Annotated in this window: 25 protein-coding genes and 1 riboswitch; of the genes, 2 read left to right on the top strand and 23 right to left on the bottom strand. The window is 40.3% G+C overall.

What is annotated here, in order from left to right; genetic code table 11:
- Positions 1-164 precede the first annotated feature (164 nt).
- The 15 genes from cmk to NST15_RS10585 form a co-directional block, all read right to left on the bottom strand.
- Complete coding sequence (gene cmk / locus NST15_RS10515; protein ID WP_017359766.1) at positions 165-842, bottom strand: (d)CMP kinase; 678 nt, start codon at positions 840-842, stop codon at positions 165-167.
- Positions 843-913: 71 nt separating this feature from the next.
- Positions 914-1,096 (bottom strand): DUF5359 family protein, encoded by a 183-nt coding sequence (locus NST15_RS10520; protein WP_035391644.1) that lies wholly within the window; start codon positions 1,094-1,096, stop codon positions 914-916.
- A 63-nt stretch (positions 1,097-1,159) separates the two neighbouring features.
- Entirely contained in the window at positions 1,160-1,807 is a 648-nt protein-coding gene (locus NST15_RS10525) for a flagellar brake domain-containing protein (protein ID WP_342498528.1), read from the bottom strand.
- A gap of 102 nt (positions 1,808-1,909) precedes the next feature.
- Entirely contained in the window at positions 1,910-3,259 is a 1,350-nt protein-coding gene (gene ypeB / locus NST15_RS10530; RefSeq protein ID WP_116307088.1) for a germination protein YpeB, read from the bottom strand.
- Between the two features lie 16 nt (positions 3,260-3,275).
- Positions 3,276-4,187: a spore cortex-lytic enzyme gene (gene sleB / locus NST15_RS10535; RefSeq protein ID WP_035391637.1), complete on the bottom strand. Its 912-nt coding sequence runs from the start codon at positions 4,185-4,187 to the stop codon at positions 3,276-3,278.
- 132 nt (positions 4,188-4,319) lie between these two features.
- Positions 4,320-4,976 carry a glutamic-type intramembrane protease PrsW gene (prsW, locus tag NST15_RS10540; RefSeq protein WP_008344507.1) on the bottom strand — a complete coding sequence of 219 codons (657 nt, stop codon included), beginning with the start codon at positions 4,974-4,976 and terminating at the stop codon, positions 4,320-4,322.
- Positions 4,977-5,131: 155 nt separating this feature from the next.
- A complete protein-coding gene (locus NST15_RS10545) occupies positions 5,132-6,103 on the bottom strand; it encodes a YpdA family putative bacillithiol disulfide reductase (protein ID WP_046343866.1) in 972 nt (323 codons plus the stop codon).
- Positions 6,104-6,227: 124 nt separating this feature from the next.
- The gene (locus NST15_RS10550; protein ID WP_007500982.1) at positions 6,228-7,502 is read right to left on the bottom strand and encodes a Glu/Leu/Phe/Val dehydrogenase; all 1,275 of its coding nucleotides are present in this window, start codon (positions 7,500-7,502) and stop codon (positions 6,228-6,230) included.
- A gap of 196 nt (positions 7,503-7,698) precedes the next feature.
- Positions 7,699-8,277 carry a genetic competence negative regulator gene (locus NST15_RS10555; RefSeq protein WP_007500984.1) on the bottom strand — a complete coding sequence of 193 codons (579 nt, stop codon included), beginning with the start codon at positions 8,275-8,277 and terminating at the stop codon, positions 7,699-7,701.
- 164 nt (positions 8,278-8,441) lie between these two features.
- A complete protein-coding gene (locus tag NST15_RS10560) occupies positions 8,442-9,230 on the bottom strand; it encodes a metallophosphoesterase (protein ID WP_007500986.1) in 789 nt (262 codons plus the stop codon).
- An 87-nt stretch (positions 9,231-9,317) separates the two neighbouring features.
- The gene (locus tag NST15_RS10565; RefSeq protein ID WP_007500988.1) at positions 9,318-9,770 is read right to left on the bottom strand and encodes a DUF2663 family protein; all 453 of its coding nucleotides are present in this window, start codon (positions 9,768-9,770) and stop codon (positions 9,318-9,320) included.
- Positions 9,771-9,834: 64 nt separating this feature from the next.
- Positions 9,835-10,599 carry a LysM peptidoglycan-binding domain-containing protein gene (locus NST15_RS10570; protein ID WP_342498529.1) on the bottom strand — a complete coding sequence of 255 codons (765 nt, stop codon included), beginning with the start codon at positions 10,597-10,599 and terminating at the stop codon, positions 9,835-9,837.
- Positions 10,544-11,185, bottom strand: coding sequence for a CPBP family intramembrane glutamic endopeptidase (locus tag NST15_RS10575; RefSeq protein ID WP_268359006.1), 642 nt, complete (start codon positions 11,183-11,185; stop codon positions 10,544-10,546). Before NST15_RS10575 ends, NST15_RS10570 begins: the two co-directional genes overlap by 56 nt.
- The gene (locus NST15_RS10580) at positions 11,182-12,690 is read right to left on the bottom strand and encodes an ATP-dependent DNA helicase RecQ (protein ID WP_342493000.1); all 1,509 of its coding nucleotides are present in this window, start codon (positions 12,688-12,690) and stop codon (positions 11,182-11,184) included. The genes NST15_RS10575 and NST15_RS10580 overlap by 4 nt, the downstream gene beginning before the upstream one ends.
- Positions 12,683-13,735 carry a helix-turn-helix domain-containing protein gene (locus NST15_RS10585; RefSeq protein WP_224558427.1) on the bottom strand — a complete coding sequence of 351 codons (1,053 nt, stop codon included), beginning with the start codon at positions 13,733-13,735 and terminating at the stop codon, positions 12,683-12,685. Before NST15_RS10585 ends, NST15_RS10580 begins: the two co-directional genes overlap by 8 nt.
- A 268-nt stretch (positions 13,736-14,003) precedes the next feature.
- On the opposite strand from NST15_RS10585, the gene NST15_RS10590 reads away from it, so the two are divergent.
- Complete coding sequence (locus NST15_RS10590; RefSeq protein WP_008344492.1) at positions 14,004-14,252, top strand: ferredoxin; 249 nt, start codon at positions 14,004-14,006, stop codon at positions 14,250-14,252.
- Positions 14,253-14,286: 34 nt separating this feature from the next.
- On the opposite strand, the gene NST15_RS10595 is transcribed toward NST15_RS10590, so the two are convergent.
- The gene (locus NST15_RS10595; protein ID WP_081298156.1) at positions 14,287-14,868 is read right to left on the bottom strand and encodes an ECF transporter S component; all 582 of its coding nucleotides are present in this window, start codon (positions 14,866-14,868) and stop codon (positions 14,287-14,289) included.
- Positions 14,869-15,017: 149 nt separating this feature from the next.
- A riboswitch (FMN riboswitch) is annotated at positions 15,018-15,150 on the bottom strand.
- Positions 15,151-15,437: 287 nt separating this feature from the next.
- Between NST15_RS10595 and serA the strand changes: the two genes are divergently transcribed.
- The gene (gene serA, locus NST15_RS10600) at positions 15,438-17,012 is read left to right on the top strand and encodes a phosphoglycerate dehydrogenase (protein WP_008344488.1); all 1,575 of its coding nucleotides are present in this window, start codon (positions 15,438-15,440) and stop codon (positions 17,010-17,012) included.
- Positions 17,013-17,045: 33 nt separating this feature from the next.
- Here the strand turns inward: serA and NST15_RS10605 are convergent, their stop codons facing one another.
- The 7 genes from NST15_RS10605 to NST15_RS10635 all read right to left on the bottom strand — a co-directional run bounded on the left by NST15_RS10605 (position 17,046) and on the right by NST15_RS10635 (position 25,248).
- Entirely contained in the window at positions 17,046-17,693 is a 648-nt protein-coding gene (locus NST15_RS10605) for a M23 family metallopeptidase (protein WP_035391628.1), read from the bottom strand.
- A gap of 297 nt (positions 17,694-17,990) precedes the next feature.
- Positions 17,991-19,097 carry a sigma X negative regulator gene (locus NST15_RS10610; RefSeq protein WP_065460648.1) on the bottom strand — a complete coding sequence of 369 codons (1,107 nt, stop codon included), beginning with the start codon at positions 19,095-19,097 and terminating at the stop codon, positions 17,991-17,993.
- On the bottom strand, positions 19,057-19,617 hold the full coding sequence (gene sigX / locus NST15_RS10615) for an RNA polymerase sigma factor SigX (RefSeq protein ID WP_007501006.1): 561 nt from the start codon (positions 19,615-19,617) through the stop codon (positions 19,057-19,059). Before sigX ends, NST15_RS10610 begins: the two co-directional genes overlap by 41 nt.
- Positions 19,618-19,819: 202 nt before the next feature.
- Positions 19,820-21,601 carry an ATP-binding protein gene (locus NST15_RS10620; RefSeq protein ID WP_017359776.1) on the bottom strand — a complete coding sequence of 594 codons (1,782 nt, stop codon included), beginning with the start codon at positions 21,599-21,601 and terminating at the stop codon, positions 19,820-19,822.
- A complete protein-coding gene (locus NST15_RS10625; protein WP_017359777.1) occupies positions 21,598-22,320 on the bottom strand; it encodes a response regulator transcription factor in 723 nt (240 codons plus the stop codon). The genes NST15_RS10620 and NST15_RS10625 overlap by 4 nt, the downstream gene beginning before the upstream one ends.
- Before the next feature lie 86 nt (positions 22,321-22,406).
- The gene (gene ccsB, locus NST15_RS10630) at positions 22,407-23,585 is read right to left on the bottom strand and encodes a c-type cytochrome biogenesis protein CcsB (RefSeq protein WP_019743082.1); all 1,179 of its coding nucleotides are present in this window, start codon (positions 23,583-23,585) and stop codon (positions 22,407-22,409) included.
- Positions 23,569-25,248, bottom strand: coding sequence for a cytochrome c biogenesis protein ResB (locus NST15_RS10635; protein WP_056704685.1), 1,680 nt, complete (start codon positions 25,246-25,248; stop codon positions 23,569-23,571). The genes ccsB and NST15_RS10635 overlap by 17 nt, the downstream gene beginning before the upstream one ends.
- Position 25,249 lies beyond the last annotated feature (1 nt).

The raw sequence follows: 25,249 nt of genomic DNA on the forward strand, positions 1-25,249 counted from the left end.
TGTCCTTAGCATGATGATTGCCAGCCGAATATGTATTATAGAAACATTCAAATCAACAGAATTGCTTGAATGATCAATAAAAATAGTATTAGTATAAACTTCTAATAAAAGACCTTGTTTGTCAAGAGATAAACCTCTAACTTATAAAAGTTTTCTAAAATTTCTTACTGTTTTTCTACACGCTCTGCTGCATCTAAAATTTTACCTGCAACCTCTTGAATAGAAAGGGAAGTCGTGTCAATTTCAATGGCATCATCTGCTTTCTTCAGCGGTGATACCTCCCGCTCAGAATCAAGCTTGTCACGTCTTGCAATCTCTTCGATCAGCTGATCGTAATTGACATCATAGCCTTTTTTCTGATTTTCTTCAAAACGACGTTTTGCTCTTTCCTCTACTGACGCAAGTAAGAAAATTTTCACTTCTGCATCTGGAAGAACATGCGTGCCGATGTCTCTTCCATCCATAACAACACCGCCTCGGTTCCCCAGCTCTTGCTGCCTGCGGACCATTTCTTCCCGGACAGCTCTATGCTTTGCAACAACAGAGACTTGATTGCTCACACGGTCTGTTCTGATGTCTTCTGTGACATCAATCGTGTCTAAATGTACTTTTTGACCTTCGTCAGTTGACACAAGTTCAATGACTGTGTTTTTCAATAACGCATCAAGTGCCTGTTCGTCTTCAAGGTCTACACCTTGATTGAGTGCCGCAAGTGTAATCGCGCGGTACATCGCACCTGTATCGATATAAATATATGATTTTTTCGCTGCGACAATTTTTGCCACAGTACTTTTTCCTGCTGCAGCAGGACCGTCAATTGCGATAGATAATTTCTTTTTCATAATACCTCTCCTTGATTGAATCTCCCTTATGAATTGTAACACGATCACCGCTCAAACGGGGGAATTTTCTATCAATCCTTTTGCTTAAATGTCTCAATCCAATCTTCAATGCTCATGTTATTCACACCCTCGTATTGTACGACTTTTGACAAAAATAGTTCTCCTTTCGTCAAGTGAAGGGTGACCTGAACCACCAAAAGCAGAATGAGCTGAATGAGCACTGCTTTGAATAGCCATCTTTCCATTGTTTTCATACAAAAAGCCTCCAACGCTAGATTCTTTCTCTCTAGTATGGAAGCTTTTGACAACCTTTATTCTTATACTTTTTTCACACGTGTTAGAAGCTGCTGCTGGAAGCAGTACTTCATGATGTGTTGCTGGTGGTCGTTTGTGATTTCAGTAAATTCCATGATCGCTCTTGTTTTTCCCGTCTGTTCATCTTGATAAACACGATTCATTTCTGCAATCGCTTTAATTTTCACTGGTTCTTTCAGTGAAAGTTCAAACTCTGTGACGACCTCGCCATATTCTTTTAGTGAGACACCTTCTGGAACAGCAATTGCTACACCGCCAGCACTCATATTGACAATAAATGTGTCGAAGGTTTCTTCACCATTTTGCGTAATGGACGCTTTCACCATCGTATCCACTCGAAGATATTCTCTTCGCTGAAGCCGAATCATTTCTTCTTTTGGCGGAATCGAAACGACAATCATTGGAATATCTTCTTTTCTTTTCCCAATGACTTTGCTTGTACATTTGTATGGAATTTGATTTTCATCGAAAAAGAAGACGGTGATTTCTGTTTCTTGATTTAAATAGATCGTGCGCCCCGTTTCTTTATCAGCTGGATAATTAATGCAAATATCATCGTTATTATTTTCCAAAACTTTCGATTTTGCAGTTTTCACTTCTTTGTTCTCATTGATATACTCAATTGTGATTGCATCCCCTATTTGTAACATTCCTCATCACTCTTTTCATCTGTGAAATCGTATCCTCTCTTATATTAAACCATGTATAAAACAAAAGGAAAAGGCTTATTCGCCTTTTCCTCGCTTCCTTTTCTATAGGTCTTTATATATAGGTTCTGCATTTTTTAGTTTATCTACTCTTTCTTCTTTTCCAGTATCTGCATTAATAAACATTCGGTATGTGTCGTTTTTAATGGTTCCTAAAAACTCATAGCAGAGAACTTCCTCTGACATATCATTTTGAACAAGAGCTACATGTGTATCCTCAATCTTCACATGTTTATTTAAGGTCTTTTCAGCTTCTTTTCGAGAAATCTTTGGTGCTTTTATGTCACGTTTTCTGTGATTCATTAAATAGTCTTTCGCTGAGAATCCCACAACCTCACCATCATCTAAAGCGACTTTCATTCGAATGCTATCTGGATAAAGCAATACGTTATTCTGTAAAGGTACATAGGTAAATACGCCGATATTATCAAATTGCGCACTCTCATCTAAATGAAATGATTCAGTATCGAATCCATGCTTCTTTAAGAAACTTAGTGCTTTTTCTGAGGCATCATTTAAACTGATTTTTTGTTTTTTCACTTCACGGTTCTGAAGAAGATAAACAGGATGGCCTCCTTTTTCAGTCAAGTCTAAATAAAAGTTTGCTCGGCTATCTGGGTCTGACATTGACAGGCTGTAGACATCACGGTTCGTTTTACTCCCACTTTTTCTCACCTTGAAATCTTTGTTATGGTCAGGCGCAAATTGCTGGGCGATACGGATCGCTTCTTTTTTTGAAATCTTTTGCCCTTTTAAGTGATTGTAGCCTTGCGTTTCTGATTCAGTTGACACATTTGTAGGACCAAGATCAACATCTGCAAACGCATCAGCATTTCTCTCAACGGTTTTTAATCCGTCAATGATGGTGTTGTCGTTTTTTCGATCTCCATCAGCCAGTGCCATTTCAACATCCATCCATTTTAAATTTTTGTTGAGTACGAGATGCTGCACTTGTCTAAGTTCGTTTTGAATATCTGCCGCTTGATCATATAAAGTGGTAATGGTTTTGTGTGTATCTTTGTTTAATGGTTCATCTGATAAAGATTTAAGTGACGATTTATAGCTAAAGTCACCGACATTCGCTAGAAACTCTTCTGTTTTGTTAAAAGGCATCAATGTGAGCGGAAGCTGGCTGACATTGTTATGCGCTTCTGATGACATTCTCCATACATCTGCAAGTGCTGGAGATATAGATGTTTGGCTGTTCATCGCAAGTGTTGCGCCAAGTTTATCGTGCAACTGATCGACTTGATACGTTAGATCATGGAAGGCTCTTTGATAGTTGTTCTCTGCATGAAGCAGCACTGCATCTTTTTCTTGATGCTCCTTATAGCCCCAGTATCCTGTTGAGATGACAGCAATTCCTAAAATAGCAATCAATATTCCTCTGATCATTTATTTACACCTCTTTTTATTCACAGAAAATATGTTTCCCGATTCGTTTAATTTGTGGCCTTCCCCAAATCCATGGGCTTGTCGCTGTATCAGGATTAAAGTAATAAACGGCGCTTTCAGATGGGTCCCAGCCATTAATGGCATCAAATACTGCCTTTTTAGCGGTTTCGTTTGGCGCCATATAAAATTGTCCATCTGCTACAGCAGTAAACGCAAGCGGTTCAAAAATGACACCAGCGATCGTGTTTGGAAAGGTCGGGTTGTTTAAACGGTTTAAGATGACGGCTGCGATCGCTACCTGTCCTTCATAAGGTTCACCTCTCGCTTCACTATAAACAGCTTGTGAAAGGAGCTGAATGTCATTGCTTGAAAAACCACCTGGCATGTTGGCTGCTGTTTGTTTCGGCGTTTGATTTGCTTGACCATTTCCTGACTGGTTTCCAGACGAGCTGTTTCCTCCGCTTTGACTTTTTTGATTCTCTTTTGCACCTTGTGCTGTCTTTTTTTGCGTGTTTCTTTGCGCAGGAGCCTTTGTTTGCTGATCAAGAGGTTTCCCGCCATAGTGCGTAAACTGATTCCCTTTTTGCAACTGCTGTTGCACAAACTCTTTATAGTATTTCGTCTTTTGAACTAATAGGCTTTTTGTTTTTTCCCCTACGAGTCCATCGACTTTCTTTACACCAAACTGGCTTTGAAAATTGCGCACGGCCCAGTAAGTTCCCCAGCCATACACCCCGTCTATTTTTCCATTGTAAAAACCATTGTATTGGAGCCTTGCCTGGAGCTCGACGACATCTTCTCCTGTAGCTCCCCGCTGAATCACTTGATTTGTGAAAGCTTCACTTTTTTCAGCTGTCATCAATGAAGACGCGAGCAGAACAATTGAGAAGATAAGGACGATTTGTTTCATGAAACGAGCTTTGTCCATATTTGATCCTCCTGTACTTTTGATGTTTGAATATATGTTTCTTCCGATCCCTATTTTTATACATTCATCACAGGAGGGAATTGGATGGAAAAGACAAAAAACGCCCTAAAGACGTATAGGACGTTTTCCAATTTAAATTTGTACCATCTTCACCGCACGGGCTTTTTTGGCTTTCCGCAGACCAAACCACCATAAAAAAATCATGAACGGTAACATAATATATCCCCAATTTTTCATGCCAAGAAGAATGAAATCATATAAGCCATGAAAAAGGATAGGAAGTATTAAAGAGAGAATCAGCCATTTTCGCTGCTCTTTTTTATCAGAGAAGCGAGCTTTACCTATATAAAACCCCATCACCACACCAAATAAAGCGTGGCTTGATACAGGCAGCAAGGCACGTGTAAACGCGTACTCTACCCCATGACCCACTAAGTACAGAATATTTTCAAGTGTCGCAAATCCAAGCGAGACACTTGTTCCATAGACAATCCCGTCATAGTGTTCATCAAACTGTACGTGCGCATAGACACTGACCATTAAAATAAACCACTTTAATGATTCTTCTAAAAAACCCGATGTCACAAATGAAATCACGATAGGATTCGTGGCGATATTTTCCTCTTGGAGGACATACTGAATAAACATGGTTGGAAACACAAGTATGACACCTAGCATAAAAGATCTGATGACCATATGAACCGGCTCATTGTCGTATTGATCTTTCAAATAAAAATAACTTAAAAGTGCGATGCCGGGAGCTAAACCTGCTGAAATGATTGCGATCATAATCAGACCTCTTTCCCTACATTATCCTTTATTATCGTACCACGAATCACCCCTTTTTTATATGACTCGAGCCCATTTTCCCAAAAATAATCTTCTATATAATCCCAATTTACATAAAAAAGAACTGAATCCCTTAGAAGGACCCAGTTCTTTTTTTACCCGTTGATTCTTTTGTTGATTTCTTCTGCAATCAACCCGCCATGAAATCTTCCATTTTCAATGAAAATTTCGTTGGCGTTGTTACCAGCTGCAATAACCCCTGCAATGAAAATACCTTCTACATTTGTTTCCATTGTTTGTTCATTAAATGCTGGGCGGCCTGATTCTGGATCGATTGTTACACCCATTTTTTCTAAAAATGAATGATCAGGATGATAACCTGTCATCGCAAACACATAATCACTTTTCACTCGATCCGTTTGGCCCTGCTGGTTTGTAAAGACAACATCCTGTTCTGTGATTTCCTTCACCTCTGCACCGAACTCCATTCGAATGGTGCCATTTCGAACAAGCGCTTCAAACTCTGGTAAAATCCAAGGTTTGATGCTGGATGAATATTCAGTTCCTCTATATAAAACCGTCACCCTGCTTCCGCATTTCACAAGTTCCAGGGCAGCATCAACACTAGAGTTCTTCCCGCCGATCACCGTTACATCTTTATCAAAGTAGGGATGTCCTTCTTTAAAATAATGATACACGTGAGGAAGGTCTTCCCCTTTTACATTCATATAGTTAGGATGATCATAGTAGCCAGTCGCAATCACAACATAGTCACATGTATAGTCGTCTTTTGATGTATTTACCGTAAAATGGCCATCTTTTTTCGTCACAGCGTTTACCTTTTCAAAAGCATTCACACGCAGGCTTTTTCGTCTGACCACCTCTCGGTAATAGGAAAGCGCCTGAATACGAACGGGCTTCCGATTTTCAGTGATAAAAGCGACGTCACCGATCTCAAGCTTTTCACTTGTACTGAAGAAGGTTTGGTGTGTAGGGTAATGATAAATACTGTTGACCACATTGCCCTTTTCAATCACAAGTGCATCAATCCCAATTTGCTTGAATGCAATGGCAGCTGATAGACCGCACGGGCCTCCTCCTATTATGATCGCTTTTTCTTGTTTCATTTGTTCCACTCCTGTCGTTTCACTGCAATAACAATTGCTGGGCTGTTTGATTCTTTGCATGATTCCATAAAAAAATCTCCTATTTAAGGATAGGAGATTTTAAGGCGCGATGCAAATAAGTCGCTTAAATCCAGCCTCTGAATCGAGAAGCTTCAGCCATTTTACGTACACCGACCATATATGCTGCTAGTCGCATATCAATACGGCGGTTTTGCGCCATTTCATAAATATTATTAAATGATTTCACCATCATATCTTCTAAACGAGTTTCTACTTCTTCTTCTGTCCAGTAGAACCCTTGGTTATTCTGAACCCATTCAAAGTAAGAAACAGTCACTCCACCCGCACTTGCAAGTACGTCTGGAACAAGCAGTACACCACGATCTGAAAGAATTTTTGTCCCTTCCAATGTCGTTGGTCCATTTGCTGCTTCTACGACAATTTTGGCTTTAATGTTCGCCGCATTATCTTCTGTAATTTGATTTTCAATGGCTGCAGGTACTAAGATATCACAATCTAGCTCAAGCAGCTCTTGGTTTGTAATTGTATCATTAAATAATTTAGTGACGGTTCCAAAGCTGTCACGTCGGTCAAGCAAGTAGTCAATATCGAGACCATCTTCATCATACAAACCGCCGTAAGCATCTGAAATTCCTACGATTTTCGCTCCGGCATCATACATAAATTTAGCCAAGTAACTTCCTGCATTTCCGAATCCCTGAACGACAACACGAGCCCCATTGATGTCAATTCCTTTTTTCTTCGCCGCTTCTTTGATACAGATCGTTACACCTTTTGCCGTTGCAGTATCACGTCCGTGTGAGCCTCCAAGAACAATTGGTTTTCCTGTAATAAATCCTGGCGAGTTAAATTCATCAATTCTAGAATACTCATCCATCATCCATGCCATGATTTGAGAGTTTGTAAACACATCTGGTGCTGGAACATCTTTTGTTGGTCCAACGATTTGGCTAATTGCGCGAACATAGCCGCGGCTTAGTTTTTCAAGCTCCCTAAATGACATTTCTCTTGGATCACAGATAATACCGCCTTTTCCTCCGCCATAAGGAAGATCCACAATACCACATTTTAAACTCATCCAAATTGAAAGCGCTTTTACTTCTTTTTCAGTAACGTTCGGGTGGAATCGAATTCCGCCTTTTGTTGGACCGACAGCATCATTATGCTGCGCACGATAACCAGTGAAAATTTTCACCGATCCATCATCCATACGTACTGGAATTTTGACCGTTAATAGGCGAATTGGCTCCTTCAGCAATTCATACACTTCTTGCGGATAGCCCAATTTATCAAGCGCTTTATGTATGACGGTTTGAGTTGACTTTAAAACATCTAGCTTATCTTCTGCGTTATGAGCGGCGTTTTGATCGGCTGCCATTAAAATAAACCCCCTAGAAATCTTTCATGATCTACTGCTCCCTTTCAAGCAATAGTATACACCTTCGTACTGGTAAAGCAAAGGTAAAAAGCGTTTTTTATCAAAATAAAATATCAGCGTTTATAAATATAAAAATGGATATAAAAAAATACTGTTGTTTCATCACAACAGTATTAAATATAATAGAAAAAAGTGATTAAAAATACAGTTGAATCGTTTTCACTGCATCTTCCTGCATGATCACTTTTCCGTATTCTTTTAACCGGTGAATGGTTAATGTCGTCGGTGAACCGAACTCCGCTAAAATAGAAATGACCGTATCTGCAGACAGTTCTTCGAAATCATCTAGGCTGAGAAAATATTGACCTTCATAATGGTAAACTGTACCCCCTAAAAGTCCAATACGACTTAAACTATGGGACAGTTGAATCACATCTTCAAACGAGGCAAATTGATAAAGCACATGCTTGCTCTCGTCGAGCTTGACTTGCATCTCAATGTAATCTTCATCAAACTCATCATCAGCATCTTCCTGCTGACTCTTTGTCACAATGACGACCATCCCCTGCGCCTGAAGAGAAAATACTTCAACAGCAATCGGTCCATTCGCTTCAAAACCGAGCTCCTGATTCGCTTCGTTCATCATGTCTTTAAACAGCTGATGAACTTTGAACGAATCTTTCCAAAGGTCTTCTTTCGTAAGACCTCGGTCTGTCAGATCATCTAGTGTGAGAAAAATTTTGATTTTATTATAATTCAGACGCTCTAGCCGCATAACGTTCCCTCCTGCCTCTTCTAACACACATCATACTGTAGTATATGAGATGATGAGTCATAGGTTCTTAATTTTGTATTCAGTTTACACTGTGTCAAGACGGAAGACAAGCATGAAGCTATGCTTACGGTGACTTTTATGGAAAATATTGATGGGGCATCAACTTAGCGCGTTTTTAGCGGCATTAAATAGATCAGATGGGTTTCTGGTTCTGCTCCAAGACGCATCGGAATCTTTGTTGTTCCGTAACCATTACTAATTAGAAAGAAAGCACCTTTGACTTGGCCTGTTCTTCCTTTTTCATACGGACCAAATTTCCCAATACGAATTTGACCCCCATGGGTATGACCGCTCAAAACAAGATCAATTCCCTCTTCTTCACTCATCAAGTGATGCACATCTGGGTTGTGTGATAAAAGGATATTCACATCTTCTTTGACAAACTCCGGCCGTATCGCTTCATAATCTGCTTTTTCAAGCCGGATATCATCGATTCCGCCTATTTTAATGGGCTGTCCTTCAAAATCCCACACAGCCGTCTCATTTTGCAATGTCGTCACCTGATAGGTATGGAGGATGTCTTTGAGTTTTTGCTGATGCAGCTCATGGTCATTATTCCCCCACACAAAATACACCGGGGCAATCCTCGCTAGACGTTTCACATTTTCTTCGACTCTAGCATAAGGGACTCCCTTTTCAGCTAAGTCCCCGCCGATCATAATGACATCAGGCTGCTGCTCTTTTACTTCCGCTAATAAAGTATCACTAATTAGACGGCGATGGGTATCAGAAATAAAGAAAATGACTGCAGGTCGATCTGACTGAAGTCCTTCTATTGTAAAGTAATGCTTTTTGATGTTGTTTTGTTTTGCCGTTTTCACCATTTTCGCTGTTACACACACACCTGTTGTCACAGCCGCTATGGCAGCAGTAAATCCGATGGCATATTTCATTATGAATGACTCCCTTGTATCAGCTTTCTTTTATAAGACGCTTGAATGAAAAAAGACGTTTCAACTGTTTAAACGTCTTTTGCTCATTTATTTACTTTCATAATAGAGGTTGATGTCATATTGCGTCTGCATGAAGTGAAAAACGGCCTCGCGCTCTTTCCATTGATTTGATTGAGGCCATAAATCTGTGCTTTTCTGTATAATTTCACATCTGAGCTTATGATATTCATCCTCAGCCTTTTCTTCTTTTTTCTTATAATAATACGATGCGTAAAAAGCAAACACTTCAGCCATGATCCAAAACAGAAATACCTCATGGCCAAGCAATGTGGCAATCATCGCTTCCGGCTGCAGGGAGCCCCCGCTATTAGCTGTTATCACAAAATAAAACAGAAGAATCGCAAGTGATAAAAGGGCTGTCCATTGCCACCTTTTGCATTGTTTTGCAAACCCCTCGTATTTGCGCTTCCTTTTGATCAATGTTTCAATCATTTTCTGTGTCGGCTGATCCATATAGCGGCTGATTGCGTGCAATGTCATCACATACACCCTTGTCCCTTTTTTCTACATATGTATGTGCTTTTCATTTCATTCATGTCAAATATTAATTTTCTAATGGGATATTCAATACTTGCCCGCTGTACACGCTATTTCCTTTTAAATGATTGTAAGCTCGAATTTTCTCTTCCCCTGATCGGTTTTGATAATACTTCATGGAAATTCGATACAAGTTTTCCTCTGGTCCAACAGTATGCTGCACGACACGAACAGGTTTTTCTTCCTGCTTCTTCTTCTCTTCTGCTTCTTTTCGCTTTTTCTCTTCCTGCTGTTTTTGAAGAGCGAGCTGTTGCTGCTCACGCTTTTTTGCAGCTTCGGCCTTTTCACGCTCAGCCTTCTCTTTAGCGGCTTGTTCTTTTTTCTTTTGCTCTGCTTTTTCTTTTGAACGCTGCTTTTCTTTATCAGCATCTTTCTTTTTCTTCTCATCATCAGACGCATCCGCTTTGTCAGCGCTTGAATCATTTTTTGTTTCAACAAGTGCTGACGGGACTGGATCTGTGTCAGCACTCGACGTTTTATCAATATAAACACCTTGATTGTTGTTATCATTAATTTCCTTTGATGTGTAATAAATCAACAGGAAGAAAACCGTGACGACAATAATAGGAAAGATAATAGCCAGTGTCGTAAACAATGGATTACGCACTTTTTTAGTTCGCTGCTTTTTATATTCATGAAAATCTTCTCGTGTAGGAAATTGAGAGTCATCTGAAGGGTGCACTTTTTCTTCTTCAAGATTTTCCTCTACATCCTCATCATGGATGTTTGTCAGCTGCTGCTTTTTTCTCTTCATTCTCGACATTTCTTCCATGTTCATCCCTCCCCCAATATTTAAAACGAATTTGACTTGCAAAGACTAAGTCAATGACAAAGTGTGTCATGACAGGAACGAATAAATTCCCTGTCCACTCGTATAAAAGTCCTAAAAAAATACTAATAGAAACCACAAGGATAAACAAGAGTATTTTTGACAAGTAGCGAAAGTGAAGAAGTGCAAACACAATGCTTGCGATCTCCAGTCCAAATTGCTGCTGAACGATCCCCCGAAATAAAATTTCTTCTGAAAAGGCAATGAGCAGCGTTAACCAAACAATATGCGGGATGCTGCGGTTTTTGAACATTTTTTCATTTAATCCGCCATCATCATACATATGAGCCGGAAACACCTTCATGACAATAGCGTCGACAATAATCACAAGCAAAGCGCCGCCAATTCCGTAAGTCAGGATACGCATATCTCGGATCTGCCATAGGGCTGTAAAATCAGTCCAATGATCAAACATAAACATCCCTAGTAAAAAAGAGACAATCAGCATGAGCAGCTGTGTAAAATACAACTGTTCTACTACTTGTCGATCGGTTAATTTTTCAATAATACGGCGATGTTGTTCAATCAATGCTGCGCCTCTTTTGTCAGGTGAAACAGACGATCCAGCTCGGTCTTCCAGTGTTTCATTTCATTCAGCTCCAATGGTTGATCTTTTTTTTCGTAATCAGACAGGTCAAGTCCGCATGAAGAGCAGCAGTTCCCAAAGGAAGCGTCCTCCGTTAGATCAAGCTGCTCATCAAAGTATGATAACAAAGATTGCCTAAAGCAGCGATGGCCAGTGATATGCTCTTTAAACTGCCACACTTTTTTTAGCTTTTCTGTTTGTCTATCCTGCAGCTTTTCTTTCAGCTTCTTCATGAGTAAACGGGGCTGTTCAGTTTGGTACATCGTGTAATAATGCGAGAGCATTCGCGCGCGCGTCTCCTGAAGCCCTGCTTCCATCAATTGTTCACGTAATTTCTTTTCATCATTGATCGGCATTTGTGATACTCGAGCTAAGAAAAAATCAATTTCTGGATCATCAAAACCTTCTGCTTGAATCAAATGACTTTGAATATCCGCATCCTCTTCTGTATATAAAAGAACGCTCACACTATTTTTCCCGTCCCGTCCAGCTCTTCCAATTTCCTGCATAAATGCTTCAATTGACTGAGGCGGACTCATATGAATCACAAAGCGTATATTTGCTTTATCAATTCCCATTCCAAAAGCACTTGTACAGCAAATGAGATCAATTTGACCACTGATAAATTGCTGCTGGATCAGCATGCGGTCTCCTGACTCCATTCCGCCATGATAAAACTCTACACGTTGATGCGTTTTTTGTTTCACCAAACGTGAGATATCTTCTGTCATTTGCCGGGTCGGACAATAAATCAGCCCAGGCCCTTGAAGGGTTTCCACAAACTCAAGTGCTCGTTTCTCTTTTGCTTCTTTCGTTTCATGCGCCTCTTTTAATAGTGCAATATTCGGCCGGTTGACTGAATGAATATGAACATCTGGATGCTCTAGCCGCAACGTTTGCACAGTATCTTTTAAGGTTTGTTTCGTCGCAGTTGCCGTTAGTGCTAAGGCGACAGGATTACCGAGCGCTTCCCTCCATTCCCCAAGCTTGGAATATTCCGGGCGGAAATCATGTCCCCATTCCGATATACAGTGAGCTTCATCTACAACGAATAGACCCACATGCATCGCTTTGAGCTGCTCTACCAATACCTCTGACATAAGCGCCTCAGGTGCGACAAATAAAAATTTATATGATGGCAAATGCCGAATAATATGTCTTCTTTCCTGAAAGGACAGTGTACTGTTAAGCGCAGCCACTCGCTTTTCACCGCGCATTTTCATGCGTTCTACTTGATCTTCCATGAGTGATAAAAGAGGTGAAATGATCAGCACTAACCCGTCTGTCAAATAGCCCGGAATTTGATAACAAAGTGACTTCCCGCCACCAGTAGGAAGCATGGCAACCGTATCTTTTTGTTGAAGTACACTTCGAATAATGTCCTCCTGACCTGTTTTGAAGGCATCATAACCAAAGTATCGCATCAGCGTCTGATGAAGCTTATCCACTTGCTTTCACCATCCTTGTCAATGCCAATCGTATTTGAAAATAAGTAAATGAATGCTCGAGACTTTCTTTGATCAGCTTCATCTTGTTGGTTTGGAGCTGACCGGCTACCTCATGTATCGCCTGTTGAGCTTCACTACTGACATATGGTTCGATCGAGAAGCTCGGCTCATGTATCGAGAGCTCTACAATATGATCTTCAATTGTCGCTTTTTTTAATGAACGAATATGAGCAATTTGATCAATACTGAACCCTTTTTGTACAAGCTCAAGCGTTTTATGGGTAGAGGTGGTCAGCACACGTTTGAATTGAAGATCATCTATCATTCGCTGGATGATCGGTGCCTCACCTTTTTGCGCACATTGAATAAAATAATGGAGCACATTCCAAAAAAGCAAGTAAACATACCATACATCTTCTTTCATCCATTCCGCCATTTGCTGGTACGTCCGTCCGATTCTTTCATTGGAAGTCAATGAATAAACAAAAAGCAGTGCCTCTTGATCAGTTAAATGAGCAAGAAGTGTTTCAAGCTCATGATGGATATCTTCAGAAAGCTTTTTCTTCTGGTGATATTGCGAGAAGAAGGATTTTGTCCAGTTTTGAACCGATATATCTCTTTGAATCGGCACATAGTGTTGTGACCCCGCTGCATGATGTGAAAGGACCTGCACAAGTAAAGACAGTCTCATCCATAACACCTTTGCTTTATCATGATACTTGGCACCATTAAAATAAACTGGCATCGGTTTTTCAGTGAAACACTGCCTGAGCATACTTATTCCTGCATCTGTGGCGATGAATGTATCCCCTGTCTTTCTGATGAAGTGCTGCTCTTTTAGCCTTTGTACAGAGCGGTTCAACTGATCCCTCGTAAAAGCTGGATAGCAGCCGAAGTAGCTAGAAAGCTGAAACAAACTTGCATCCTGTATCGTTTGTGATGATTTTTTTCCTTTAAAAAGATGGTAGACAGCACTAATGGAGCGTTCGCCGTTCAATTTATGTACGCTGTCCATCAACATGACATCCAAGTAATGAATCGTCATTGACCAAAGCACCTGTCTTCCTGACAAAATTCGAATATTTTCTCCCTTTATTTTAACAGATTTCATTGAAGAAGAAATGTTTAAACTCAATTAATGGGGGAAAGTTATGAACAAACCCTTATGTGATAAGCATTCTCAATCACTTTACAGTTGAAATGTGAATTTAAAATCATTACAATAAGGTTTGAGGAAATTGGTTTTTTATCGGTGAAACTAAAAAGGTTAAACCATTTGTTCCATCGAACAATCTGGGAGGTATTTTTTTAACATGGCAAAATATACAATTGTAGACAAAGACACATGTATTGCTTGCGGCGCATGCGGTGCAGCTGCTCCAGACATTTATGATTATGATGATGAAGGCATTGCATTTGTCACGCTTGATGACAATCAGGGGACTGTAGAAGTTCCAGAAGTACTTGAAGAAGATATGCTTGATGCATTTGAAGGTTGCCCAACTGACTCAATTAAAGTTGCGGACGAAACTTTCGATGGTGATCCACTTAAGCATGAATAGGATAAAAGCCCCTTTAAAAGGGGCTTTTTTTATATTAACTATTTTGAAGTCGACGTTTATTTTCAAACCATGGACGCATTTTGACAAAAATGAAACTAAAGACGATGGTGATGATGATTCCTTTAATAAAGTTAAAAGGTAAGATTCCTGCTGTAATGGTTGTTTTAAGCGCATGATCTGATAGTTCAGGTGCGTTTAAAAACCATGTGTACGCTGGAAGGAACAAGAAGTAATTTAAAATGCTCATCATGACGGTCATAAGCACTGTACCGATGACCATTGACCACGCCATTCCTCTTGCTGATTTGATTTTTTTAAACATAAAAGCGACTGGCAAAATGAATAATGTGCCTGCAATGAAATTGGCTACTTGCCCAACAGGAACACCGGACATACTGCCCTGAATGAGGTAATGTAGTACATTTTTTAAAGCCTCAACGGCAATCCCTGCACCTGGCCCATAAATCAAAATCGCAATAATCGCAGGAATATCGCTAAAATCAATTTTTAAATACGCTGGAAGTCCCGGAAAAGGGAAATCTAATAAAATTAATACAAACGAAATACTGCTAAGCATACTGGTAACAACTAAACGTTTTACTTTACTTTGATTCAATATTCTCTCTCCTTTTCGATCAAATCTTTCGAAAAGAGGATTGTTCAATTTTAGCCACAAAAAAACCGCTCTGAATACATACACAGGAGCGGGAAATTTAGGCTACACAAATAAACGTATAAACAGACATGTTTTCAACGTTTACGAACCTCCATCTTCTCCCATCCAGACTATACTGTCGGCTTCGGAATCACACCGAATCCTGCCAAAAAAGGCTCGCGGGCTTAGAGACTATGCCTCATCACCGCCGGTAGGGAATTACACCCTGCCCCGAAGATTGATCATTATTCAATTCGACATCATTATATATGATATATGAGCATTTGTACAGATAAAAATCCTGAGCAAATTCATCAGTTTTAAGAAATCGTAAAAAACCTAAAATTTATAATGACAAATGCGTAAAAATTGGGTATCTTTTGTTTAAAGGTGTCCATTCTTGATCAATACACTAAAAAATGTTCGTGTTTTCTTTTTCGCTTTACTGCTTTAATTTGATTGACACAGTGAAAAGGAATATGGTAAATTATCAGATATTTATGACGTTTATTTTAGGAGGAAATCTTACGATGTTTCGAGTATTAGTCTCAGATAAGATGAGCAATGATGGTCTTTTACCACTATTAGAATCAGATTTTGTTGAAATTGTTCAAAAAAATGTAACAGAAGCAGAAGATGAATTACACACGTTTGATGCCTTACTTGTCAGAAGTGCCACAAAAGTGACAAAAGAACTTTATGAAAAAATGACTTCATTAAAAATTGTTGGCCGTGCTGGTGTGGGAGTCGACAACATTGACATTGATGAAGCAACAAAACACGGTGTGATTGTCATCAATGCACCAAATGGGAATACGATTTCAACGGCAGAGCATACGTTTGCGATGATCTCATCTCTCATGCGTCATATTCCTCAAGCGAATATTTCTGTGAAATCAAAAGAATGGAACAGAGGCGCATATGTCGGTGCTGAGCTTTACGGAAAATCTCTTGGGATTGTTGGCTTAGGCAGAATTGGAAGTGAAATCGCCCAGCGTGCAAGAGCATTTGGCATGACCGTCAACGTATTTGACCCTTTCCTTACAAAAGAACGTGCCGAAAAAATTGGTGTCAATGCAAAATCACTTGATGAAGTGCTTGAAGTATCAGATATTATTACGGTACATACACCTTTAACAAAAGAAACTAGAGGACTTCTCAATAAAGAAACAATCGCAAAAACGAAAAAAGGTGTTCGTCTAGTGAACTGTGCACGCGGCGGCATCATTGACGAACGAGACCTTCTTGAAGCACTTGAAAATGGTCATGTCGCAGGGGCTGCTCTCGATGTATTTGAAGTAGAACCACCTACTGAGAATCCACTTGTGGATCATCCAAACGTCATTGCCACTCCGCATCTTGGTGCATCTACAAAAGAAGCACAATTAAATGTGGCGGCACAAGTCTCTGAAGAAGTTCTTCAATTTGCAAAAGGACTCCCGGTCATGTCATCTATTAATCTACCAGCGATGACAAAAGACGAGTTCAAAAAAATCCAGCCTTATCATCAATTTGCAGGAAAACTTGGACGTCTTGTTTCTCAATCGATGAGAGAACCTGTAAAAGAAGTCAGCATTTCATATGAAGGATCTATCGCAAAACTCGAAACATCATTTATTACAAAAAGTCTGCTTTCTGGCTTTTTGAAAGAGCGTGTCGATTCGACTGTAAATGAAGTCAATGCTGGTATGGTGGCAAAAGAACGTGGCATTAGCTTTAGCGAGAAAATTTCTTCAAGCGAATCTGGCTATGAGAACAGCATTTCCATTGAAGTCAAAGGTGACCTTTCCACCTTTACATTAAAAGCAACGTATATCCCGCATCTAGGTGAGCGTGTCGTTTCTATTAATGGTTTCAATATTGACTTTTACCCAGATGGGCACCTTGTCTATATTCAGCATACTGACGCACCTGGTGTCATCGGTCAAGTTGGAAAAATTTTAGGCGACCACGATGTGAACATTGCGACAATGCAAGTAGGCCGTAAAGAAAAAGGCGGCGAAGCCATCATGATGCTTTCTTTTGATAAGCACCTTGAAGATGAAATTGTCCAAACGTTAACTAAAGTGAGCGATATTCTTTCTGTACGTCTGATTGACCTATAAAAAAATGGTAAACCTCATGCAAAAGCATGAGGTTTATTTTGTTGAAACGATTAAACGTTCACCTGTACGTATGAGATGCGTTGTCAGTGCATTGATTTTCTTCAATTGATCAACGGTCATTTGATGTGCTTTAGCAATAGACCAGAGCGTGTCCCCTCGTTGTATGACATATGTATGTTTCTCATATCCATCTACATGGAGGGCTGGCTCTTGGAAACGATCTCTTGCAATGATTGTGAGCGGATCTACTGCATCTTCTTTACTAACTGACCAATTACCCCTGTGCACCTCAAAATGCAAATGAGTGCCCCTAGAGGCGCCTGTGTTGCCTATGATGCCGATCGGCTGCCCTGTTTGTACATGGTCACCATTCTTTACAAAACGCGCATTTAAATGCGCATAGACGGTTTCATATCCATTTGGATGCCGAATAAATACAACTTCACCATATGTAGCAGATACATAGGAACGAGTAACCACACCTTCGCTAGCAGCAAAAATGGATTCTCCTTCTGGTGCAGCAATGTCTAACCCCTTATGCGAACCACCTCTTGTCCCAAACAAATCAGTGACTTCACCTTTGATTGGTTCCACCCACTCGGTTGTTTTCTCTGCATGGGCAAACGGTGATAAGGTCAAGAACAAGAAACAGCTAGCACATATGTAGCAATACCTTTTCATCAGTGACTTCCCTTCTTTGAAGTTCTTTTCATGACAGCTTAGTATACCTCAAGGAAGCCCTTTTCTATACATGAAAAAAGAACGCAATAAGTTGCGTCCTCAGATTGTTGACAAAGGGCTAAAATGAACTTGATTTTAGCCCTTTGTCTTCGTTTCAGCGTGATAGAAAACCTTTGCAGTCTAGGAAGGACGAGCACCGGAGCAGAGTGAATTTGACATTCGTGAGCACCGGAGCGCAGGACTGACAAAGAATGCGAGGGTTTGTCTACACGCTGAGAACGCAATAAGTTGCGTCCTTTAGCGTTCTTTGATAACAACTGGGTTTGGCAGTGCCGGTACCTCTAGCGGTTCTTTTAATTCATATGGGCCTACTTGATCTGTTCCTGCATTTTGTATCGTGACATCTGTAAAACCGAAATCTTTCGCTGTGAGCAGCAGTCCTTCAATAAGTAAAATATGATCAATTGAGTCCGTTAATTGTGCTGATGCTCCAAACGTGATGGTTGCATGTTTTCCTTTTGTTGTCACCTTTTGAACAGGCTCTTCTTTAATGAGTGGATCGAGTCCTGCATCATTCGCCCGCTTCATCGCCTCTACTGCATCTTTATAAGAAGGATAATCATCTTTTGAGGGCACCAAAAATGTCCCGCTCTTATTTTCTAAAACGTAGTAAGCGTGCTTTGTTTGTTTATTAATTGAAATGGTACCAAGACGGCCATTCGTCCCTAATTGAAGGTGCGAGCCATTGACAGACTTGACCTGTACTTGTTTATATTGGCTCCATTTTAACGTTTCTTTGACCATGTCTTTAAAACGATTGGCTTCTTTTAATGTATCAAGAGACAAATCATTTTTCAGCTGAAAAATCAGTGTATCCCCTTTTTCACTCACATCCACCATATCCATATAAGCTTGAAGAGGTTTTGTCATTTCAGGCAGCTCCAGTTTTTCGTATGTATCAAGAAGCGCCTGCACATCATCATGCTTATTTTCTTTTTGAATACTGATTGGGACAACTTGAGAAGTCGATTCATCTATGTATGAAATCGTCATATACTTTTCTTTGTCAGATGCGTAAGCAACATGTGAAGGAACATTTGTGTTTTTTACCGCCTCTAATGTAGCATTCACCTGTCCTTTTTCAGCACTCGAGTCCATTTTCACTTTCTTTATATCTTGAGCAGCCGGCTGAAATAAATGAGGAGAAATCAAAAACGCCATAAATAAGACCACAACGGTTGCGACCGCTGGACCGATCCATCTGGCACTTTTCTTTTTCTTCCCGCTTGCCATCAGCATTTGCTGGTAAATCTGCTTAGATGAACGGTTGTCCTCCACCTTTGGAAGCTGACTGAGTAATACTTTAATTCGTTCTTCGCTCCAATTGGACCTGTTCGTTTTCATTCACTAGCTCCTCCTTCAAAAGCTCCATATGTTTTCGGAGCACTTTCAGGCCTCGGTGCTGCGTTGTTTTGACTTTGCTTTCCGAGAACTTTAGCGCCTTGGCCGTCTCCATAATTGAGTAGCCTTGGATAAACCTTAAAATGATGACGGCTCGTTGATCAATGGTGCAATGATCAAGTGCGGCATAAATTTCTTTGATATTTTCATCCTGTACAGCCAATTCATCTGGGAGCAGGTCTGGATCTTTTACATCCTGTTTATCCCAATCAAACGTGCCAAGCACCCGTTGTCTGATGGTTTGCTGTTTGCGAAACCAGTCAATTGCCACATGCCTTGCAATTGAAAACAGCCATGTTTTCTCGCTGCTTCTTCCTTCAAAAGTTTTATATGAGTGAAGTACCCGAATGTAAACCTCCTGCACGAGATCCTCTGCCTGATTTTTATCTTTTACCATATAAAATAAAAATTGGTACAAATCTTGATGGTACGAATCATATATTTTTTGAAAGGTTTCATGCATAGGAAACCCCTCCGTTCACTTATTTTTGTCGAGTGACTCTCACAAAACGTTACATTACAACTTTATGACAAATATATTACAAGATCGACAATTTGGAAAGGGCTTTTTGTTTAACTTCTCCTTAAAAATATGAAAATAGAAAAAACACTTCATTTTCTTTCGAAAAGAAGTGTTTCTCATGTAACAAGATTCTTCGTCAAGATTAGACGAGTTCCTGCTTTTTTTTCGGAATATAGAAAGTGAAGTGAGTACCTGTTCCAGCCTTACTATGTGCATGAATGGAGCCTTGATGCGCTTCTACGATGTTCTTCACAATCGCAAGGCCCAGCCCCGTACCGGAACGTCCTCTTGTTCTTGCTTTATCTGCTTTATAGAACCGTTCAAAAATAAACGGGAGATCCTCTTCAGGAATGCCGCTTCCCGAATCTTTCACATCCATCTTGAGCCCATTTTCCACCGATTGAACTGAGAAGTGAACTTCTCCGCCTTCTGGTGTATGACGAATGGCATTATCGATGAGATTTGTAAAAACCTGTTCTATTTTATCTGGATCAAATACAAAATACGGTTCTTCTACTTGAATTTCATACGTCAGGTTGATTTGTTTTTCTTTCGCAATTCCAAGGAATTTACGGTAAATTTTTTCAGTCAGCTCTTCTGTATCAGTTGATTCAAGATTCAGTGTAATATGACCAGCTTCCATACGTGCGAGATCGAGAAGATCATTCACAAGACGCCCCATTCGAAGTGATTCATCATAGATAATTTGGGCAATCTCTTTCTTTTCCTCTTCAGATCCGGCAATGTCATCGACAATCGCTTCACTATAGCCCTGGAGCATAGCAATAGGTGTGCGGAGTTCATGACTAACATTTGCAATGAAGTCTTTTCTTAGCTTATCCAGTCTTCTCTCTTCTGTCATATCGCGAAGTACCGCTACCGCTCCTCTGACATCTTGCTGATTATAAAGCGGAGACATGAGAAGAACCCAAGTACGCCCTTGCAGCGTGACTTCGATCATTTGCTCTTTTTCCGTACTGACGGCAGTATGAAACAATTCACGCGCTTCTGGCGGCAGTTCATCCCCATCTTTGATCTTCATATTTTGCTCGTAATACCAAGCCTGCAAGAATCTTTCTGCAGGAGGATTTGTCATGAGGATCGTTCCATCAATATTGATCGTGATGACACCGTCTGCCATACTGCTCAGAATGTTGGACAAATGTTCTTTTTCTTGATTTAAAGCGGTTATATGAAATTTAAGCTGCTTACCCATTTGATTAAAGGCGATCGCCAGTTCCCCAATTTCATCTTGCGTTAAAATAGGAATCTTTGTATCAAATTTCCCTTTCGCCAAATCTTGTGCTCCCTCTCTCATCTTTCTGAGAGGGTAGGTGACACGAGTGGATAAGAAGAAAGCGAAAATTGTCGTCAGCACAATCGCAATTCCGGCTGCGAGGAAGATATAACGCGTCGTATGTTTTGTTGTCTGCTCTACAGCAAGGAGGGATTGAGAAAGAAAGACCATCCCTTTCTTTCCGTTCGCCTCGTAAGGAACACCTACTACAATGCGTTCATCCTTCTGATTGCCTGTATCAGATTCAGCTCGTTTACTGATTTTTTTTCGTTCTGTCAGTGCTTTGTTCAAATCTTTGTCTGCTTCAATTTGTTCTTTTGTGATCGCAGGAAGCTTCCCGCCTTTTTCAGACGAATACCATTCTAGTCCATCCTCTTGAACAATCGCGATACTTGTCAATTTATCAGCTAGTTCTGATGTAATCGACCTTGCAAGCGATTGATCCTCATGGCTTTCTAAAATGACTGCTACTTTGTTGGCCATTTGTGTTAAATCAGACTTTGCTTCTTCCACATGGTAATTCTCAATGAACTCTAAAAGAAGCACAGTTAAAATCGATAAAACAATGAGCACGAGGAAAAGAATGGTTAACCATAGCTTTCCTACGACACTTTTCCACAGCTTCATTCAGTGCCGACCTCAAATTTGTACCCGACACCCCATACTGTCACGATTTTTTTCGCTGCTTCAGGTGACACTTTATTTAGTTTTTCGCGAAGCCTTTTGACGTGGGTATCCACTGTTCTCAGATCCCCAAAGAATTCATACTGCCACACTTCTTTGAGAAGCTTTTCCCTGTCATAGACCTTATCCGGCGTTTTTGCCAAGAAGTACAAAAGTTCGTATTCCTTCGGCGTGAGGCTGACTTCTTTTCCATCTGCTGTGACCCGGTGTGCATCATGATCAATGGATAGATGAGAAAACACAAGAACATCTTTTGTGGTTGTTCCAGTATTGAGATATGACGTTTGAGACGATCTTCTTAACAGTGCTTTCACACGAAGAACCACTTCACGCGGACTGAAAGGTTTGACGATATAATCATCCGTTCCTGCCTCAAAACCTTGCACACGGTTGGCTTCCTCACCTTTTGCTGTCAGCATAATAATTGGTGTGGCTTTTTTATCTCGAATTTGATTACACACTTCGATCCCATCTGTCCCAGGCATCATTAAATCAAGCAAAATGAGGTCATAATCGGTTTGAAGTCCTTTTTGAATGGCCTCATCCCCATTTTCCGCTTCATCAATTTCATAATTTTCCCGTTCTAAATACATTTTTAAAAGGCGGCGAATTCTTGCCTCATCATCGACGACTAATATTTTCGTTTGAGTTGTGTGTTCCATTAGACAATCCTCCTGCTTTCTCCGTTGTTACATACATTTTAACAAAAAGCCGAATCGAATCATAAAAGTTGGCCTTTTTCATGCGATTACGCGTAAGAATGAAGCCCCGCAATCACTAGGTTGACAAAGATGAGGTTAAACATAATGATCGCAAATCCGATTACAGCAAGCCAAGCGGACTTTTCACCATGCCAGCCTCGTGATAACCGAAGGTGGAGATAGGCGGCGTAAAATAAAAATGTAATTAAAGCCCATACTTCCTTCGGGTCCCATCCCCAGAATCTCGTCCATGCAATTTGTGCCCAGATCATCGCAAAAATAAGACCGCCTAACGCAAATACAGGGAATCCTATGGAAACAGCCCTGTACCCAATTTCATCGACTAAATCGAGATTCACTTGTCTTACGAGCGGCTGAAGCAGCGCACTTAGACGTTTGCGAATGATCAATCTCAGCAATCCATAAATAATCAGCCCAACGCCAAATGACCACAGCACTGTATTCACCTTTCTACCTGAAAAAACAGGCGGCAGATCAACCACAGGCTCTAAACGATCTTTTGTGATAAGCTCTCCTTTATGAGGTCCTACTAAGGCAGGCAGCTCATAGACCATGACGCTCTCTTCTTTATTTTTATCTACCCAATTAAATTTCGCTTCATACCCTGTCATTCTAAAGATGGACGTGACAGCGATAAATGCAAGGGTGACCACAATCATAAACATGACCAGCTCTAAGCCAAAGGTTTTCTTCCCCGGTTTTGTTTGATCGACATGCTTCAAAAGAAAAATCACACCTGCCACAAAACTGATCGCCAAAATGGCTTGACCAAGCGCTGCTGTCGTGACGTGAATATATAGCCAATTACTTTGAAGCGAAGGAATCAGCGGTGAAATATCCGATGGAAACATGCTTGCATAAGCAATGATTAATAAAGCGATTGGAAGTGTGAATAAACCTAGCACAGACACTTGATAGACAAAATATAAAATAATAAATGCGAGCACCAGCATCATTCCAAAGGCTGTGGTGAATTCAAACAGATTACTGACTGGTGCGTGACCAGACGCGATCCACCTTGAAATAAAATAGCCAAATTGACTCAAAAAACCAATGATGGTGAGCGTTATGCCGATAAGTGCCGCCTTATTTTTGCGCGGACCCTCTTCTTTCTTTTTTCCTTTAATGGCCCCTCCAAAAAAAGGAACTGCCGCTAAATAAAATAGAAAAGCTGCAAATAACAGGTTTTCACTGACTGCCGCCATCTAACCCTTCCCCCTTGCTTTTGCTGATACTTGTTGTATCAGGCAGTTCTTTTTGATCCACTGGCTGTTTGATGCCACTGTCGTGCAGTAACACCTTAAGATCAGACTTTAAGCCGAACCAGTTTTTGTTTGTATGTCCTGCCACAAATACTTTTCCATCCTTTGCCGATAGCCAGATTCTTCTATGCTGCCAGTACATCCCTTGTACGACACCAATCATAAAGATCATTCCGCCAACAATAAGTACCCAGAGTGTTAAGTCTTTTCGAACCGTTAAACCTGTCACGTTTTTTGTTTCAACCCGGTCAAATTTCATTTTATAAAGATTGTTATCAGAACCCTCTACTGTCTCTTGAATTGCGACAAAGCTTTTTTCACCTTTTGGTTTTTCAGGAGAGATCATTTCAAATACGAACGCAGGATTATTCGGATTCCTCGTTTTCGTACTAGGTGTGCCATCTTCGTCAAAATAAAAATCAGGCAAATAACTCATCACCTTGACTTTGTAACCGCTACCAAGATCATATTCTGACTTAGGCTCCAGCAGATTAATCTTCACTGTTCCGAAAGATTTCTCAGTATCTTTTCGAATCAGCTGAAAGACCATTTGATCGAGTTCATTTTGTTTAAAATCCACTTGATATAATGAGAAATTGTCAAACTTAAGCGGTTCATTCACTTTAATATCGTGTTCTGTTACCTGCTTCAGCTTGGGCTTTTCACCAAAAACAACTTCCCCTTCACGTTTGTATAAAACGGCATCGGTTTTATAACTTTTGACGACTTGACCATCGCCAGCCTTTTCAATCGCATTTTCAAAGACTTCTTTTTCTTTTTCAGATTCATAGCGATCAATTGAAAACGCATTATTCTTTAAGAAGTATTGGCCTCCCGTCCCTGGGATTGGTGCCGTTTCGCCTTCTCTTACCCATAATGTTTCATCCACGTACATTCCTGGGACAAACCGGAGCATGGATCCAATGAGAAATATAATTAATCCAATATGATTGACGTAAGGTCCCCAGCGGGAAAAGCGGCCTTTTTCAGCTAAAATATGTCCATCTTCTTCTCTTACGCGGTAACGCTTTTGTTTCATTTTACTAACGATGCCTTCATATGTATGTTGATCTAATGTTTGATTTGTTTCGCTGAAAAGACGCTGCCTTCTCATAAAACCTTCTTTTTTGACAACCCCTTGATTTTTGAGTGCGCGATAAAGTGGAATCACTCGATCAAGGCTGCAAATCACAAGGGAAATTCCGATAGATGCGACAAGGGCTAAAAACCACCAAGAATTATAAAGATCATGGAATCCAAGGATGTAATATAACTTGCCAAACGACCCATACTGCTCCTCATAATAAGTGGAAGCTGATGCACCTGGCGGAATAAACCGCTCCTGCGGAAAAATAGTTCCTAGCGAAGAAGCTAACAGTGTGATGACAATGAGCCACACACCCACTTTTACGGAAGAAAAAAAGTTCCATACTTTATCAACAATCGTTTTGTTGTATGTTTGCGAGCGTCTTGCACTGCCGTCATATCTCATATCAAGCAGCTTTGATGAATTTTTCTCTTTTGCTGCAATGGGATTCCCGCATGATTCACATAGAACAGTACCGATTGGATTAATATGTCCACACTCGCACTTTACCTCTTTCATT

The organism is Bacillus sp. FSL R5-0820 (assembly GCF_038593385.1).
GTDB lineage: Bacteria > Bacillota > Bacilli > Bacillales > Bacillaceae > Bacillus > Bacillus altitudinis.

What these genes read in the sequence shown, in the direction of transcription:
- cmk (WP_017359766.1), bottom strand. Translation starts at nt 842, where the DNA reads ATGAAAAAGAAATTATCTATCGCAATTGACGGTCCTGCTGCAGCAGGA.
- NST15_RS10635 (WP_056704685.1), bottom strand. Translation starts at nt 25,248, where the DNA reads ATGAAAGAGGTAAAGTGCGAGTGTGGACATATTAATCCAATCGGTACT.
- NST15_RS10550 (WP_007500982.1), bottom strand. Translation starts at nt 7,502, where the DNA reads ATGGCAGCCGATCAAAACGCCGCTCATAACGCAGAAGATAAGCTAGAT.
- NST15_RS10590 (WP_008344492.1), top strand. Translation starts at nt 14,004, where the DNA reads ATGGCAAAATATACAATTGTAGACAAAGACACATGTATTGCTTGCGGC.
- NST15_RS10620 (WP_017359776.1), bottom strand. Translation starts at nt 21,601, where the DNA reads ATGAAGCTGTGGAAAAGTGTCGTAGGAAAGCTATGGTTAACCATTCTT.
- prsW (WP_008344507.1), bottom strand. Translation starts at nt 4,976, where the DNA reads ATGATCGCAATCATTTCAGCAGGTTTAGCTCCCGGCATCGCACTTTTA.
- sigX (WP_007501006.1), bottom strand. Translation starts at nt 19,617, where the DNA reads ATGCATGAAACCTTTCAAAAAATATATGATTCGTACCATCAAGATTTG.
- NST15_RS10625 (WP_017359777.1), bottom strand. Translation starts at nt 22,320, where the DNA reads ATGGAACACACAACTCAAACGAAAATATTAGTCGTCGATGATGAGGCA.
- sleB (WP_035391637.1), bottom strand. Translation starts at nt 4,187, where the DNA reads ATGGACAAAGCTCGTTTCATGAAACAAATCGTCCTTATCTTCTCAATT.
- ccsB (WP_019743082.1), bottom strand. Translation starts at nt 23,585, where the DNA reads ATGGCGGCAGTCAGTGAAAACCTGTTATTTGCAGCTTTTCTATTTTAT.
- NST15_RS10585 (WP_224558427.1), bottom strand. Translation starts at nt 13,735, where the DNA reads ATGACGATTCATTACTTGGATGTCATGTTGATGGACAGCGTACATAAA.
- NST15_RS10545 (WP_046343866.1), bottom strand. Translation starts at nt 6,103, where the DNA reads ATGAAACAAGAAAAAGCGATCATAATAGGAGGAGGCCCGTGCGGTCTA.
- NST15_RS10555 (WP_007500984.1), bottom strand. Translation starts at nt 8,277, where the DNA reads ATGCGGCTAGAGCGTCTGAATTATAATAAAATCAAAATTTTTCTCACA.
- NST15_RS10525 (WP_342498528.1), bottom strand. Translation starts at nt 1,807, where the DNA reads ATGTTACAAATAGGGGATGCAATCACAATTGAGTATATCAATGAGAAC.
- NST15_RS10565 (WP_007500988.1), bottom strand. Translation starts at nt 9,770, where the DNA reads ATGACATTGCACGCAATCAGCCGCTATATGGATCAGCCGACACAGAAA.
- NST15_RS10605 (WP_035391628.1), bottom strand. Translation starts at nt 17,693, where the DNA reads ATGAAAAGGTATTGCTACATATGTGCTAGCTGTTTCTTGTTCTTGACC.
- serA (WP_008344488.1), top strand. Translation starts at nt 15,438, where the DNA reads ATGTTTCGAGTATTAGTCTCAGATAAGATGAGCAATGATGGTCTTTTA.
- NST15_RS10560 (WP_007500986.1), bottom strand. Translation starts at nt 9,230, where the DNA reads ATGAAATATGCCATCGGATTTACTGCTGCCATAGCGGCTGTGACAACA.
- NST15_RS10520 (WP_035391644.1), bottom strand. Translation starts at nt 1,096, where the DNA reads ATGAAAACAATGGAAAGATGGCTATTCAAAGCAGTGCTCATTCAGCTC.
- ypeB (WP_116307088.1), bottom strand. Translation starts at nt 3,259, where the DNA reads ATGATCAGAGGAATATTGATTGCTATTTTAGGAATTGCTGTCATCTCA.
- NST15_RS10570 (WP_342498529.1), bottom strand. Translation starts at nt 10,599, where the DNA reads ATGGAAGAAATGTCGAGAATGAAGAGAAAAAAGCAGCAGCTGACAAAC.
- NST15_RS10610 (WP_065460648.1), bottom strand. Translation starts at nt 19,097, where the DNA reads ATGAAAACGAACAGGTCCAATTGGAGCGAAGAACGAATTAAAGTATTA.